Origin of the sequence: Shimia sp. Alg240-R146 (assembly GCF_947331465.1) — a bacterium.
GTDB lineage: Bacteria > Pseudomonadota > Alphaproteobacteria > Rhodobacterales > Rhodobacteraceae > Shimia.
The window spans coordinates 132,374-145,505 of sequence record NZ_CAMZOK010000003.1 but is presented as its reverse complement, the minus strand read 5'-3'; the positions used below and the strand labels follow the sequence as shown (position 1 = coordinate 145,505).

At 58.0% G+C, this 13,132-nt stretch carries 14 protein-coding genes; 5 read left to right on the top strand and 9 right to left on the bottom strand.

Annotation, left to right across the window (positions count from 1 at the left end; translation table 11 throughout):
* Nucleotides 1–108 precede the first annotated feature (108 nt).
* Together PG871_RS16315 and PG871_RS16310 are read left to right on the top strand one after the other, a co-directional pair.
* The gene (locus tag PG871_RS16315) at nt 109–2,544 is read left to right on the top strand and encodes an ATP-dependent helicase (RefSeq protein WP_270731134.1); all 2,436 of its coding nucleotides are present in this window, start codon (nt 109–111) and stop codon (nt 2,542–2,544) included.
* A 195-nt stretch (nt 2,545–2,739) separates the two neighbouring features.
* Entirely contained in the window at nt 2,740–3,369 is a 630-nt protein-coding gene (locus PG871_RS16310; RefSeq protein ID WP_270731132.1) for a glutathione S-transferase family protein, read from the top strand.
* Nucleotides 3,370–3,826: 457 nt separating this feature from the next.
* Here PG871_RS16310 and PG871_RS16305 read toward each other — a convergent pair whose 3' ends face one another.
* Nucleotides 3,827–4,045, bottom strand: coding sequence for a DUF1127 domain-containing protein (locus PG871_RS16305; protein ID WP_270731131.1), 219 nt, complete (start codon nt 4,043–4,045; stop codon nt 3,827–3,829).
* 228 nt (nt 4,046–4,273) lie between these two features.
* On the opposite strand from PG871_RS16305, the gene PG871_RS16300 reads away from it, so the two are divergent.
* On the top strand, nt 4,274–5,386 hold the full coding sequence (locus tag PG871_RS16300) for an Mrp/NBP35 family ATP-binding protein (RefSeq protein ID WP_443020507.1): 1,113 nt from the start codon (nt 4,274–4,276) through the stop codon (nt 5,384–5,386).
* Between the two features lie 187 nt (nt 5,387–5,573).
* A complete protein-coding gene (locus PG871_RS16295; RefSeq protein ID WP_270731129.1) occupies nt 5,574–6,392 on the top strand; it encodes a DUF2189 domain-containing protein in 819 nt (272 codons plus the stop codon).
* Nucleotides 6,393–6,454: 62 nt separating this feature from the next.
* Here PG871_RS16295 and PG871_RS16290 read toward each other — a convergent pair whose 3' ends face one another.
* From PG871_RS16290 to ctaD, 4 genes are all read right to left on the bottom strand, one after another.
* A complete protein-coding gene (locus PG871_RS16290) occupies nt 6,455–6,766 on the bottom strand; it encodes an EthD family reductase (RefSeq protein WP_270731127.1) in 312 nt (103 codons plus the stop codon).
* A gap of 105 nt (nt 6,767–6,871) precedes the next feature.
* Nucleotides 6,872–7,360 (bottom strand): DUF2244 domain-containing protein, encoded by a 489-nt coding sequence (locus PG871_RS16285; RefSeq protein ID WP_270731125.1) that lies wholly within the window; start codon nt 7,358–7,360, stop codon nt 6,872–6,874.
* A 94-nt stretch (nt 7,361–7,454) separates the two neighbouring features.
* Entirely contained in the window at nt 7,455–8,078 is a 624-nt protein-coding gene (locus PG871_RS16280; protein ID WP_270731123.1) for a class I SAM-dependent DNA methyltransferase, read from the bottom strand.
* Nucleotides 8,079–8,158: 80 nt separating this feature from the next.
* Nucleotides 8,159–9,838 carry a cytochrome c oxidase subunit I gene (ctaD, locus tag PG871_RS16275; RefSeq protein ID WP_270731121.1) on the bottom strand — a complete coding sequence of 560 codons (1,680 nt, stop codon included), beginning with the start codon at nt 9,836–9,838 and terminating at the stop codon, nt 8,159–8,161.
* Between the two features lie 279 nt (nt 9,839–10,117).
* On the opposite strand from ctaD, the gene PG871_RS16270 reads away from it, so the two are divergent.
* A complete protein-coding gene (locus PG871_RS16270) occupies nt 10,118–10,924 on the top strand; it encodes an isocitrate lyase/PEP mutase family protein (protein WP_270731118.1) in 807 nt (268 codons plus the stop codon).
* 24 nt (nt 10,925–10,948) lie between these two features.
* Here PG871_RS16270 and PG871_RS16265 read toward each other — a convergent pair whose 3' ends face one another.
* The 4 genes from PG871_RS16265 to lipB form a co-directional block, all read right to left on the bottom strand.
* Complete coding sequence (locus tag PG871_RS16265; protein ID WP_270731116.1) at nt 10,949–11,443, bottom strand: GNAT family N-acetyltransferase; 495 nt, start codon at nt 11,441–11,443, stop codon at nt 10,949–10,951.
* A 123-nt stretch (nt 11,444–11,566) separates the two neighbouring features.
* Complete coding sequence (locus PG871_RS16260) at nt 11,567–12,028, bottom strand: c-type cytochrome (RefSeq protein WP_270731114.1); 462 nt, start codon at nt 12,026–12,028, stop codon at nt 11,567–11,569.
* Between the two features lie 199 nt (nt 12,029–12,227).
* Nucleotides 12,228–12,446 (bottom strand): outer membrane beta-barrel protein, encoded by a 219-nt coding sequence (locus PG871_RS16255; RefSeq protein ID WP_270732719.1) that lies wholly within the window; start codon nt 12,444–12,446, stop codon nt 12,228–12,230.
* A gap of 35 nt (nt 12,447–12,481) precedes the next feature.
* Nucleotides 12,482–13,129 carry a lipoyl(octanoyl) transferase LipB gene (lipB, locus tag PG871_RS16250; RefSeq protein WP_270731112.1) on the bottom strand — a complete coding sequence of 216 codons (648 nt, stop codon included), beginning with the start codon at nt 13,127–13,129 and terminating at the stop codon, nt 12,482–12,484.
* Nucleotides 13,130–13,132 lie beyond the last annotated feature (3 nt).

The window sequence follows — 13,132 nt, the reverse complement described above, 5'->3', positions numbered from 1 at the left end:
TTACCCAAAAGCTCTCTCCTGATTACATGAAAGCAGTATCTGACTTACAAGCCAAGTGAACATAAAGAGAACTTTCAATCGCGGATTTGGCGCGATAGATTGCCGGTCATGAGCAGTTTTGACGATGAATTCGCCGCCTTCGAAGGCGCATCCCTGTCGGCCCGCGCGATGATGGCGCGGCCGATGCCATACCTGAACGAGCTGAACCCAGCGCAGCGCGAAGCGGTGGAGCAAATGGACGGGCCGGTGTTGATGCTGGCGGGCGCTGGCACGGGCAAGACCAAGGCGTTGACGGCGCGGATTGTGCATCTACTCAATATGAACAAGGCACGGCCAAATGAGATTTTGGCGGTGACGTTTACAAATAAGGCCGCCAAAGAGATGAAGACCCGCGTGGGCAACATGCTGGGCCATCAGATTGAGGGCATGCCGTGGCTTGGCACGTTCCACGCAATCTGTGTGAAGCTTTTGCGGCGCCATGCGGAACTGGTGGGGTTAAAGAGCAATTTCACCATTCTGGACACGGACGATCAGCTGCGCCTGCTCAAGCAGTTGGTGTCCGCCGCCAATATTGACGACAAGCGTTGGCCGGCGCGTCAGCTGGCGTCGTTGATCGATGGCTGGAAGAACAAGGCGCTGACGCCGGAGAAGCTGTCGGCGGCGGATGCAGGGGCATATAACCATCGCGGCGGCAAGCTTTATGCGCAGTATCAGGTGCGCTTGAAAGAGCTGAATGCCTGTGATTTTGGCGATTTGCTGCTGCATGTGGTGACAATTTTTCAGCAACACCCCGATGTGCTTGCGCAGTATCAGCGCTGGTTCCGCTATATTTTGGTCGACGAGTATCAGGATACCAACGTCGCGCAGTATCTGTGGCTGCGCCTGTTGGCGCAGGGGCACAAAAACATCTGCTGCGTGGGCGACGATGATCAGTCGATTTACGGCTGGCGCGGGGCCGAGGTGGGCAACATCCTGCGCTTTGAGAAAGATTTCGAGGGCGCGCATGTGGTTCGGCTTGAGCAGAATTACCGCTCGACGGGCAATATTCTGGCGGCGGCGAGTTCAGTCATTCGCGGCAATGAAAACCGGCTAGGCAAGGAGCTTTGGACGGAGGCGGACGACGGCGAGAAAGTGCGTTTGATCGGCCATTGGGATGGCGAGGAAGAAGCGCGCTGGGTTGGCGAAGAGATTGAAGCGATGCAGCGCGGCACACGCGGCATGGAGCGCAAGTCGCTGGAGGATATGGCGATTTTGGTGCGGGCAAGCCATCAGATGCGCGCCTTTGAAGATCGCTTTCTGACGATTGGCCTGCCTTATCGTGTGATTGGCGGGCCGCGGTTTTACGAGCGGCTCGAAATTCGCGATGCGATGGCCTATTTCCGGCTGGTTGTGAGTGCGGAAGACGATCTGGCATTTGAGCGGATTGTGAACACGCCCAAGCGGGGCCTTGGCAATGTGGCACAGCAGAAAATCCAGACCTGCGCGCGGGCCAATGGGGTGAGCCTTTTGGAAGGCGCACGCATTTTGATCGAAGAAAAAGGCATCGGCGGCAAAGGGGCCAAGGAACTGGCGATCTTGCTGGATGGTGTGGACCGCTGGCGTCGGCAGGGGGCTGCGCCGGTTGTCGGGGTGGCTTTGGACGACGATGCCGTGATTGATGATGGCGCCACAGTGCAGGCGACGCGTCTTCAAGAGGGCCAGCCAGAGCTTGGCCATGTTGAGCTGGCGCAGGTCATTCTGGATGAGGCGGGATACACCGCTATGTGGCAGAACGACAAAACGCCGGAAGCGCCGGGGCGGCTTGAAAACCTTAAGGAGTTGGTCAAGGCATTGGAAAGCTTTGACAATCTTCAGGGATTTCTGGAGCACGTCAGCCTGATCATGGATCGGGACGACAATGATGGTGATGAAAAAGTTACCATTATGACCCTGCACGGCGCCAAGGGGCTTGAGTTCCCTGCCGTATTCTTGCCGGGGTGGGAAGACGGGCTGTTTCCAAGCCAGCGGTCGATGGACGAAAGCGGCCTTAAAGGGCTCGAGGAAGAGCGGCGGTTGGCCTATGTGGGCATCACGCGGGCCGAAGAAGTCTGCACGGTTTCCTTTGCCGGCAACCGGCGTGTGTTTGGGCAGTGGCAAAGCCAGATGCCAAGCCGGTTCATTGATGAACTGAGCGAAGACAACGTTGAAGTACTCACGCCTCCTGGCCTTTACGGGCATACCGGTGGCGGAGGCGGCGGCGGCATGTCGTCGGGGCTTGAGGCGAAAGTTGCGGACGCGAATGTCTATAATTCGCCCGGTTGGAAGCGGATGCAATCGCGCAGCGGGCACTATGGCACCAGCCAACCCAAGGAAAGCAAAGCCGCGGCAATAGATTTGACAGCGGTGAGCAGTTTCACCGTTGATGATCGGGTGTTTCACCAGAAATTTGGCTATGGCGTGGTGACCGATATCGAGGGTGACAAGCTGACCGTGGATTTTGAGAAAGCGGGCGAGAAAAAAGTTGTCGCACGATTTGTGACTGCGCCGGGTGATGTTCCGTTTTGAGGTCGATTTTTTGAATAGCTAGGGGGGCTTTGCCCCCGCGCCAGCAAGCTGGCGCTCCCCCAGGATATTTTTGGCAAGAGGAAGCGGCTTTCGTTTACTGGCGGGCGGACGCTTTGACGAGGCGTCAGACGGGGGTGATCTGATTGACAGTTTGCCGCTTGCGGCGTTGGCTGGGAGCAACCAGAGGAGGCCTTCATGATCTTTTACGACTGTTCCACAGCGCCCAGCCCGCGGCGCGCGCGCATGTTTATGGCCGAAAAGGGCATTGATGTGGAGGTGCAGCAGGTGGATTTGCGCCACGATGCGCACCGGAAGCCCGAATTTTTAGCAATCAACCCTCATGGCACCGTGCCGGTTCTTGTGACAGATGAGGGTGCACCGCTGACCGAAAACATCGCCATTGCGGGCTATTTGGAAGCGATGTGCCCTGAGCCGCCGTTGATGGGCGTGACGCCTGATGAGAAGGGCAAAGTGTTGATGTGGAACGCGATCTGCGAGTTTCATGCGGGCATGGCCATCGCAGAGGCGTTGCGCAATTCGACGCCTGCTCTGAAGGGGCGGGCGTTGCCGGGGGCAGTGGATTACGCGCAGATTCCGGCGTTGGCGGAGCGGGGCATTCTGCGGCTGGGACGGTTCTTTGATACGTTGGAGGCGCGGTTGTCGGAAAGTGCGTTCCTTGCGGGGGATGATTTCACGATGGCCGATATCACGGGGTTTGTATTCTGCGATTTTGCGCGGATCGTGAAGCAAGGCATACCTGAAGGAAACGCGGCCTCGCAGGCGTGGTTCGAGAAGATAAAGGCGCGACCGAGCGCGGGTCTTTGACGCCTTAACACATAGGGGAGCTGACCCCGAAAACAGCCTTGAGAAAAAAGAAACGGCGGCGCCAGGGAGGAGGAGAGGCGCCGCCGTTCTTGTGTCAAAGCCCTCCAGGGAGGAGGAGAGGAAGGCCCTGATCTCGGTGGGCCGGATCGGCCCGATGTTGGTAGTGCGACGACGCCAGGGAGGAGGAGAGGCGCCGTCGCTCTAGTCTCAAAGGTTCCAGGGAGGAGGAGAGGAACCCTTGATCCCGTTGGGCCATGTGGCCCGATGTTCTGGTGCGACGACACCAGGGAGGAGGAGAGGTGCCGTCGCTCTAGTCACAAGATCTCCAGGGAGGAGGAGAGGAGACCTTGATTCCGTTGGGCCTTTGGGCCCGATGTTCTTGCGATGATGTCAGGGAGGAGGAGAGACACCATCGCTGAATTGGAAAGCCTGAGGGAGGAGCGGCTTCCCGAAATTTTTAGTGCTCGCGGCTGGCCTCGATGGCCAGGCGGCGGATCATCGAGCGGTTCAGGCCCAGATCAGCGAGATCGCGATCAGACAGGTCCATCAGCTCGGAGTATGTTTCGCGGTAAACGCGGTATTGGCGCCATTTCTCTGCGAGGTTCGAAAACAGAACCGAGAGGCCGCGGGCTTCGGTGGCGGTTGCCACGGTGTTTGTGTTTGTTACATATGCCATCTTGATACCTCGAGCATCGTGCGGTGTTCGTTTCGTTTCGTCTTGATGATGGTGATATAGGGTGTTGCTGCAGGTGCACAATACCCGGCTGTGCAAAGCAGCTATGCGTCAGTGGAATACGAACGTAGCGTCACCTTGGAAAAGGCAGCAATTTAGGCAAGATACGGAAAACAAAGGCCTATTTGTGAAGAAATTGTAAAAGTGAGCGTGCCTAAAAAGTATGCTGCAATGCAGAAAGTGAGGAAAATGGTGGCGGTAACAAAAGAGTCAGTGCTTGCGACGTTACGTCGGATCTCTCTGCCGGATGGTGGCGATCTTGTGTCGCATGATTTTGTGCGGGCGCTTTCCGTGACGGAAGGTGTGGTGCGATTTGTGATCGAGGCGCCAAACGCAGAGATCGCGCAGAAAATGGGACCGTTGCGTCAGGCGGCGGAGGATTTGGTGGCATCAATGGACGGCGTCAGTGAGGTGTCGGTGGTGTTGACTGCACATTCCGGCGGGCAGGCAGCGCCTGCTGCGGCGCCTGCTGCTGCGCCGCCGAGTCTGAAAATTGGCGGGCATCCTAAGCCGCAAGCTGGTCCGATGAAGGTAGCCGGTGTGGATCGCATTCTGGCGGTTGGGTCTGGCAAAGGTGGCGTGGGCAAATCGACAGTGTCGTCAAATCTTGCGGTGGCCTTGGCCAAGCAGGGTCGCAAAGTCGGACTGTTGGATGCGGATATTTATGGCCCAAGCCAGCCGCGCATGATGGGGGTGAACAAACGCCCTGCTAGTCCAGACGGCAAAACCATCATTCCTTTACATGCTCATGGCGTAACGATCATGTCGCTTGGCTTTATGTTGGAGGAAGACAAACCCGTGGTGTGGCGTGGGCCAATGCTTATGGGCGCGTTGCAGCAGATGCTGACGCAAGTGCAGTGGGGCGATCTGGACGTGTTGATCGTGGATCTGCCACCGGGCACCGGCGACGTGCAATTGACGCTGTGTCAGAAGACAGAACTGACCGGCGCGATCGTTGTCAGCACCCCGCAAGATGTGGCGCTTTTGGATGCGCGAAAGGCGTTGGGCATGTTTGATCAGCTTAAAACGCCGGTGCTGGGGCTGATTGAAAACATGAGCCTGTTCCATTGCCCGAAGTGTGGACATGAATCCCATATCTTTGGCCATGGCGGAGTGGCTGCCGAGGCCGAGAAGCTGGGTGTGCCGTTGCTGGGTGCCTTGCCGATTGATCTGGACACTCGGCTGGCAGGTGACGGTGGCACACCGATTGCTGCAGGCGACAGTGAGATGGCGCAGGCCTATGCGCGGATTGCTGACGGGCTGGTGCGTGGCGGCATGGCCTAAGCACTGGTAGCAGAACACAGAAAAGGGGCGCCAAACGGTGCCCCTTCTTTTGTGCGCGCTTACTTACACGACGGGCTTGCTCTTGAACCCTTGTCAGCGCACCCTTTGAGCTGAGGAGAGTGGCGTCGTAACCGCAGCGTTTGTTGGCAAGCGCAACCGGCGGCGCGATCTGCAAGGAGGTGCGCCCATGACATCCAAACCCGAGAACTCCGAGACCGCCGCAACAGAGACGCCCGCGCCACCGGCATTGCCGCAGGTTGGTCAGGTGAGCGCCAGCGATATTGCTTTTGCTCTTAGGGCTGGTGTGGCAGATTTTCTGGCGCGTCCGATCATGAGCGGCTTTTTTGGCCTCTTCTATGCGGTATTCGGATTGCTGTTTGTCTGGAGCCTGCTGTGGCTTGGGCAGATATGGATGATCATTCCGGCCATCGTCGGCTTTCCATTGGTGGCGCCATTTGCGGCGGCAGGCCTCTATGAGATGTCGCGCCGCATGCAAGCGGGCGAGTCTTTCGGCTGGACAGATATCCTCACCGTGATGGCCAATCAGCGCAAACGAGAGTTGGGCTGGATGGCTTTTGTCACTTTGTTCGTATTTTGGGTGTGGATTTACCAGATACGGTTGTGGCTGGCGATCATCCTCAAAGATGTGTCGTTCTCGGGCTTTGACGGGTTTGTAACGGCCGTCTTTTTCACGCCGGAAGGGTGGACTTTCCTTGCCATCGGCACTTGTGCGGGGGCTTTCTTATCGGCGGCGCTGTTTTCGGTGACAGTCGTTGCCATGCCGATGCTGCTTGATCGACAGATCGATTTTGTGTCCGCCATGATCACATCGGTGCGTGCGGTTACGGAAAATCCTGTGATCATGCTGTGTTGGGCAGCGATTGTATCGCTGACCATTTTGCTTTCGCTCGTGCCGGCATTTTTGGGGCTGGTCGTAACGTTGCCCGTTCTGGGTCATACCACGTGGCATCTCTATCAGCGGATTGTGCCTACAGATCCGGAGTAGTCCGCCCCTCAATGCTCGGATGTGAGTTTGGCGTGGGGACGGGCATGTCGTTCCCGTATTGATCAGCCGAGCACTTCACCGATCATCACTGTGGGGCGGATGTTTGTGAAGTTTGGCACGTCCGCCATCACTGGGCCGGAAGCTGCCATGGCCGCATCCATTGAGGGTTGATCCGGGAAAACGATCGTCGCGATGACATGGTAGGGTGCTGGCACGTCGGGGCCGCCGCCGCCGAGGCCTTTGCTGGCCTGAGCAGAGGTGATGTGCGGGCCCATGTGTTCGGCCACGAGGCCCATATGGGTTGTCGCGTAGTAGTCGTGATCAAAGGTGGTGCCTTCGGCAACTGGGTAAAGTACTTGCATTGAAACGGGCATGGTGTCCTCCGTGAATGACCGGTCCTCAGGGACAGCCTAGCGGTGTGGCGCCAGATTGCGGAGAAAATCGTCGGCAGCGACGTGGCGGCAGAAATGTCGGGTTGCTCAGGCGGTGCGTTTTAGAAAGTCGGTGAGTTCTGTGAAAAGCAGTTTGCGTTCGTCTTCTGACAGGAAGGCGCCAATTTCTACGGTGCGGCCATTTCCGGAAAGTGTGACGTAGTGAGGCACGGGGCCGCCGGAGACATGCATGTCAACGCGCACCCAATAGACGTTGCAGTCCCAGCTTTTGGGCGCGCCTTTTGCTGGGCTGTGGATGAGGTGCAAGGTGTCACCCGTCAGGCGGAGTTCTTCGATTATGTCGCCGTCTTTGTAGGAGCGTTCCAAGCCCCACCAAAGAGCGGCCACCATCGCAAGGATGAACGGCAGGATGGTCCAGAAGAAGATGGTGCCCAGAAGCCCGTAGAGCGGGATGGTGCCCATCGTGAAGGCGAAGAGGATCATCGCTGCAAAGCCGCGACGGGGCAACGAGCGGTGCGGCCAGAGGATTAGGACCGGTTTGTCGGGCGTGGGCGTGTCTGTCCAGCGGTGCGGCATCAGGCGGATCTTTCGGCGGGAAGGGGCCGGCCCCTCTTGCCCAGTAGGCAATTCACCCCGGGATACTTGTGGCAAAAGGAAGAGGGGGCGGGTGTCATGTGGCAGTTGTCTTGTTGGTGGCGAGCAGGATGTGGTGGCCGTACGTCGTTGGGTCGTCGGCTGTGTAGGTTACGGATTCAAAGCCGAGTCGGGTCAGTGTTTGGATGTATTCGGCCGGGTGTAGAGAGGCGTGGTAGACGGTTTCGCCTGCCACAGTGCCGGTGACCTCGCCTTCGCCGTGTCCGATGGTCAGGAGCAGGTTTCCCTTGGGGGCGGTCAGGCCGGCAAGCTGAGGGAGAAGGGCGCGTTGTTCTGCGACAGAAAGGTGGAATGTACCGTCCCAGCTGAGCACGGCGTCGAAGGTGCCTGTGAGGCTGAGCGCTGTTAGGTCCATTTGATGGAAGTTGGCGGTGGGCACATTTTTCCGGGCCAGTGCAATCATGGTGGGGCTGGCGTCGATGCCTGTGAGGTGATGCCCAAGGTTTGCGATATATTGGCCGATCGGGCGGGCGGAGCCGCAGCCGAGATCAAGCAAGCGGGCGGGAGTGGGCAGGCCGGCCAACAGCCGGTCGATCCATGGGCGTTCGTGCAAGTCTTTGTTGCGATTGGCGTCCCAGGTGGTGGCCTGTCGGTCATAGACAGTGTTGGTTGAGGCTTTGATCTTGGCGAAATCAGGCATGACGGCACAGAGTTGGAAAAGAAAAGGCCCCGGGGCGGTGATGCTCCGGGGCCTCTTTGATTTTGGTATGAGACCGCTCTTTAGTGCGAGTGGCCTTTGTCCCAGTCTTCCTGCTTTGGCAGGATTTCAAAGGTGTGCTCTGGGGGCGGGCTCGGGAGAGTCCATTCCAAAGTGTCCGCATACTCGTTCCAGTAGTTGTTCTCGGTCACTTTCGCGCCGCGCAGCAGTGAGTAGATCACGATGCCGAAGAAGAACACGAAAGATGCAAAGGACAGGAACGCGCCATAAGAGCTGATCTTGTTCCAGTAAGCGAAGGCTTCCGGATAGTCGATGTAGCGGCGTGGCATGCCCTGACGACCCAAGAAGTGCTGTGGGAAGAAGGTCAGGTTTGCACCGATGAAGAAGGTCCAGAAGTGCAGTTTGCCGGCCCATTCAGGATACTGACGACCCGTCATCTTGCCAAAGTAGAAGTAGATACCGGCGAAGATGGCAAAAACAGCACCCAAGCTCATCACGTAGTGGAAGTGCGCAACCACGTAGTAGGTGTCGTGGTAGTAGCGGTCCACAGCGGCTTGTGACAGCACGATGCCGGTTACACCGCCAGCGGTGAACAGGAACAGGAAGCCGAAGGCCCAGAGCATTGGGGTTTTGAACTCGATCGAGCCGCCCCACATGGTGGCGATCCAGCTGAAGATCTTGACCCCTGTCGGGACCGCAATGACCATCGTGGCGAGCATGAAGTAGGACTGCTGTGTCAGCGACATGCCAACGGTGTACATGTGGTGCGCCCACACGACGAAGCCCAGAGCACCAATCGCGATGATCGCCCAAACCATTGGCAGGTAACCAAAGACAGGCTTGCGCGAGAAGGTAGCGATCACGTGCGAGATGATACCAAAGCCCGGCAGGATCACGATGTAGACTTCGGGGTGACCGAAGAACCACAGGATGTGCTGATAAAGGATCGGGTCACCGCCACCGGCAGGATCAAAGAAGGTTGTGCCGAAGTTGCGGTCGGTCAGCAACATGGTGATGGCGCCAGCCAAAACCGGCAGAGCCAGAAGGATCAGCCATGCGGTCACGAAGATCGACCATGAGAACAGCGGCACTTTGAAGAGCGTCATGCCCGGTGCGCGCATGTTCAGGAAGGTGGTGATCATGTTGATCGCGCCCAAGATCGACGAGGCACCAGAGACGTGCACAGCGAAGATGGCGAGGTCCATGGACATGCCGCCTTCGGACGTGGACAGCGGCGGATAAAGCACCCAGCCCACGCCAGAACCCAACTGACCGTTGCCGCCTGGCGCAAGCATCGAAGCCACACCGAGCGATGTACCAGCCACATAGAGCCAGAACGACAGGTTGTTCATGCGAGGGAAGGCCATATCCGGCGCGCCGATTTGCAGTGGCATGAAGTAGTTGCCAAAGCCGCCGAACAGCGCAGGGATCACCACGAAGAACATCATCAACACACCGTGGTAGGTGATCAGAACGTTCCAGAGGTGGCCGTTTGGAGTACAGGGGCCGTCACCTGCGCCGAGGCTCAGGAAGCGCGCGCCTTCCAGACACATATATTGAACGCCGGGCTCCATAAGCTCCATGCGCATCAGAACGGTGAAAAACACCGCGATGAAACCGGCCAGTGCCGACACGACCAGATAAAGCAGACCGATGTCTTTGTGGTTGGTGGACATGAACCAGCGAGTGAAGAAGCTGCGCTCGTCATGATGTTCGTGGCCTTGAATGGCTGCGTCTGCCATGCCTCGCCTCCTGTTGATACATTTCTGGGGCGCGCGGATTCTTGCCGACGCCCATTCCGGGCTGTTTTTAGGGACTACGGAGCGCAGTCGCAATCTCCGTATTTGACGCAGATCAAAAAAAAGTGTCGCACCCCACCGGGGTTCGGTCAATTTACAAGGTGTCGCAGGGGGTGTTTGTTTCCTGTTTGTTCTGATTTGATGGGATGGAAGCCAGTCAGGGAGGGTGAAATGGGCGAGAATTCGGAATTGCAGAGGGCCAGAACGGGCCGATTCCACAAAATGCATAAAATGGGCGCGGGTTTTGTGATGCCCAACCCATGGGATGCAGGGTCGGCGCGGATACTGGAGCAGATGGGATTCGCGGCGTTGGCCACAACAAGCGCGGGCTGTGCGGTCAGTGCAGGGTACCGGGACGGGGTGGCGGCTGTGTCGCGGGCGATGATTCTTGAAAACGCGGCGGCGATTGTGGCGGCAGTTGATGTGCCGGTCTCGGCAGACCTTGAGGATGGCTTCGGGCCTGCGCCTGAGGTTTGCGCGGAAACCGTGCGACTGGCGGCTGGCGTCGGTTTGGCGGGGGGCTCAATCGAGGATGTGACCGGCGGGCCGGACGGCGGCGTTTACGAGATTGCAGAGGCGGCGAACCGTGTCGCGGCGGCGGCAGAAGCGGCGCGGGAGGTTGGGTTTGTTTTGACGGCGCGGTCGGAGAACTACCTTGTCGGGCGGCCTGATCTGAGGGACACGATTGCACGATTGCAGGCTTACGGTGAGGCGGGTGCGGATGTTCTTTATGCACCGGCGTTGCCCGATCTGGATGCGATCAGGACGGTTTGTGCTGAAGTTGAAAAGCCGGTGAACGTTGTGATGGGACTGCGCGCGCCGTTGTATTCGGTGACCGAGCTGCAAGAGGCAGGTGTGGCGCGGATCAGCGTGGGCGGGTCGATGGCGCGGGCTGCATATGGTGCGTTGCAGAAGGCTGCTGCCGAGGTTTTGGGGCAGGGTACCTTTGGGTATTCGCAAGACGCGATGCCCGGCACGGAGTTGATGGGGATGATGCGAGGCGAGGCTTTGGACAAACGAGATGGGTGAATGTGCGAGCGCGGCGGCGTGGGGTTATGACGGGCGGCGCAGTTCGAGATAGACGCTGTCACACCATTCGTTGCCAAGAAGGACCGTCTTTTCAGCACGGCCGGTTTCGACAAACCCAAAGCGGTTGAGCAATGTCAAAGATGCAGTGTTTCTTGGATCAACGTCAGCGGTAAGGCTTTCCACGGGCAGAGTGTCAAAGACGTGGAGAATAGCGGCAGACAGGGCCTCGCTTGCGAGACCTTTGCCCCAATAGTCGGGATGCAGGATGATGCCGATTTCCGGAATTCTCCAGCATCCCGCCTTGCCGATTACCCGCCCCTGATGTTCAAGCATAAAATCATCGCTTTGATCGGGTGGTGCGTGGATGGTGGCATCCAGAAACGCCTTGGTCTGTGCTTTATCGACATGAGGCAGGGTGTCCCAATAGCGCATCGCGTCGGGGTTGGACAAAATGCGGTGCAGATCGTCAAGGTCACCGGCCTGGGCGCGGCGGAGTTTGAGTCGTGGCGTTGTGATCATGGTCTTGATCCTTGCTTGATAGCGGTGAGACTAGCGCGCTGACCCCATCCCGAAAACGAAAAACGCCCACCTCAGAGATATTGAGATGGGCGCGGTAATGATGTGGGTGACGGAAGCCGGGACTTAGTCCGAAGTGGTAGTTTCGGTGGTCTCTTCGGATGCGGCGTCTTCGGCTGGCATTTCTGGACCTACGGAGATCAGGAATGCAACGATATCTTCGCCGCCCTTTTTGAGCTTGTAGCTCATTTTGGATTTGGCTGCGAAGCCTTGGCCAGACAGCCATTTTTTCGGATCAGCCGAATAGGCCACGATCTCTTCGGCGGTCCAGACAAAGCCGGCAGCGTTGGCGTCCTTCAGGCCCGAGCCATATTTGAAGTCTTCGGACCCGGCAACGCGGCCAACAACGCCATAAAGGTTGGGACCGGTTTTGCCGCCTTTAAGGAGCACGTTGCCTTCGGCATCAACGATGGCGTGGCAGGCTTTGCATTTGTTGAAGCCTTTTTTGCCGGCCTCAGCGTCGCCTTCGGCAAATGCCGGAGCGGAGAGGGCGAGTGATGCAGCAGCGATAGCAAATACGGATTTCATGTCTCTGACCTTTTAAAGCTGGAATAATGTTTCGTCGCGGTCCTGTGGTGCGCAGTTTAGCAGTCAAACGCAGGAAGGAACGCGAAAAACTGGGAAGGCGACAATCTGTCCGCCCTCGGAGGGAATTTTCGGAGTGTAGCATAAAAAAGAGCGCCTGAAAGAGGCGCCCCTGGATCGTTCCGCCCGGGTTTTGGTTCGTTCAGAAGCGGGAGTTCACACGCAACGTGGCGGCTGTGTCTTTCAAATTGCTGCCGCCATTGATGTTGCTGTACTCGCTTTGCTGGATCTCAAAACCGACGGTCCAGTTGCTGGCGATGGCGCGTTCGACGTCGATGCCATAGGCAACGCCGTTGTCAGATACGCTGCCAGCCCCCGTGTCGAGGTTGCCGCGCACGGCGCCGACGGTGCCATAAAGCAGGGTGCCGTTAACGTGTTGCGCGGAAAACCGGACCTTCAGGAGAACCGTTCGGCAAAGGTTTTTTGCAGCGCACTGTCCAGATCATGCATCGTCACCGGCAGGCCCATATCCACCAGAGAGGTCACCCCGTAGTCGGTGATCCCGCAGGGTACGATGCCGTCAAAATGGCTGAGGTCAGGCTCGACGTTGATCGAGATGCCGTGGAAGCTGATCCATTTGCGCAGGCGAATACCAATGGCGGCAATCTTATCCTCCGCTTTATGGCCGGCGACGGTCAGCGGTTTGTCGTCGCGTTCGACCCAGACGCCAACACGCCCGTCGCGGATCTCGCCGCGCAGATTGAATTCTGCCAGCGTTGCAATCACCCACTCTTCAAGCATTTGCACAAAGAGGCGCACATCCTTGCCGCGTTTGTTGAGATCAAGCATCACATAAGCCACTCGCTGGCCCGGACCGTGATAGGTATATTGCCCACCGCGTTTGGACCCATAGACCGGGAAACGGTCGGGATCTTTCAGGTCTTCGATACGCGCGGACGTGCCCGCGGTGTAGAGCGGCGGGTGTTCTACCAGCCAGATGCACTCGTCCGCTTCACCATTGTGAATGGCCTCGGCGCGGGCCTCCATGAAGGTCACGGCGGTGTCGTAGTCGGTTAGACCGTCGGTGATGATCCATTCCACCATGGG

What these genes read in the sequence shown, in the direction of transcription:
- PG871_RS16315 (WP_270731134.1), top strand. Translation starts at nt 109, where the DNA reads ATGAGCAGTTTTGACGATGAATTCGCCGCCTTCGAAGGCGCATCCCTG.
- PG871_RS16310 (WP_270731132.1), top strand. Translation starts at nt 2,740, where the DNA reads ATGATCTTTTACGACTGTTCCACAGCGCCCAGCCCGCGGCGCGCGCGC.
- PG871_RS16305 (WP_270731131.1), bottom strand. Translation starts at nt 4,045, where the DNA reads ATGGCATATGTAACAAACACAAACACCGTGGCAACCGCCACCGAAGCC.
- PG871_RS16300 (WP_443020507.1), top strand. Translation starts at nt 4,274, where the DNA reads ATGCAGAAAGTGAGGAAAATGGTGGCGGTAACAAAAGAGTCAGTGCTT.
- PG871_RS16295 (WP_270731129.1), top strand. Translation starts at nt 5,574, where the DNA reads ATGACATCCAAACCCGAGAACTCCGAGACCGCCGCAACAGAGACGCCC.
- PG871_RS16290 (WP_270731127.1), bottom strand. Translation starts at nt 6,766, where the DNA reads ATGCCCGTTTCAATGCAAGTACTTTACCCAGTTGCCGAAGGCACCACC.
- PG871_RS16285 (WP_270731125.1), bottom strand. Translation starts at nt 7,360, where the DNA reads ATGCCGCACCGCTGGACAGACACGCCCACGCCCGACAAACCGGTCCTA.
- PG871_RS16280 (WP_270731123.1), bottom strand. Translation starts at nt 8,078, where the DNA reads ATGCCTGATTTCGCCAAGATCAAAGCCTCAACCAACACTGTCTATGAC.
- ctaD (WP_270731121.1), bottom strand. Translation starts at nt 9,838, where the DNA reads ATGGCAGACGCAGCCATTCAAGGCCACGAACATCATGACGAGCGCAGC.
- PG871_RS16270 (WP_270731118.1), top strand. Translation starts at nt 10,118, where the DNA reads ATGCATAAAATGGGCGCGGGTTTTGTGATGCCCAACCCATGGGATGCA.
- PG871_RS16265 (WP_270731116.1), bottom strand. Translation starts at nt 11,443, where the DNA reads ATGATCACAACGCCACGACTCAAACTCCGCCGCGCCCAGGCCGGTGAC.
- PG871_RS16260 (WP_270731114.1), bottom strand. Translation starts at nt 12,028, where the DNA reads ATGAAATCCGTATTTGCTATCGCTGCTGCATCACTCGCCCTCTCCGCT.
- lipB (WP_270731112.1), bottom strand. Translation starts at nt 13,129, where the DNA reads ATGGTGGAATGGATCATCACCGACGGTCTAACCGACTACGACACCGCC.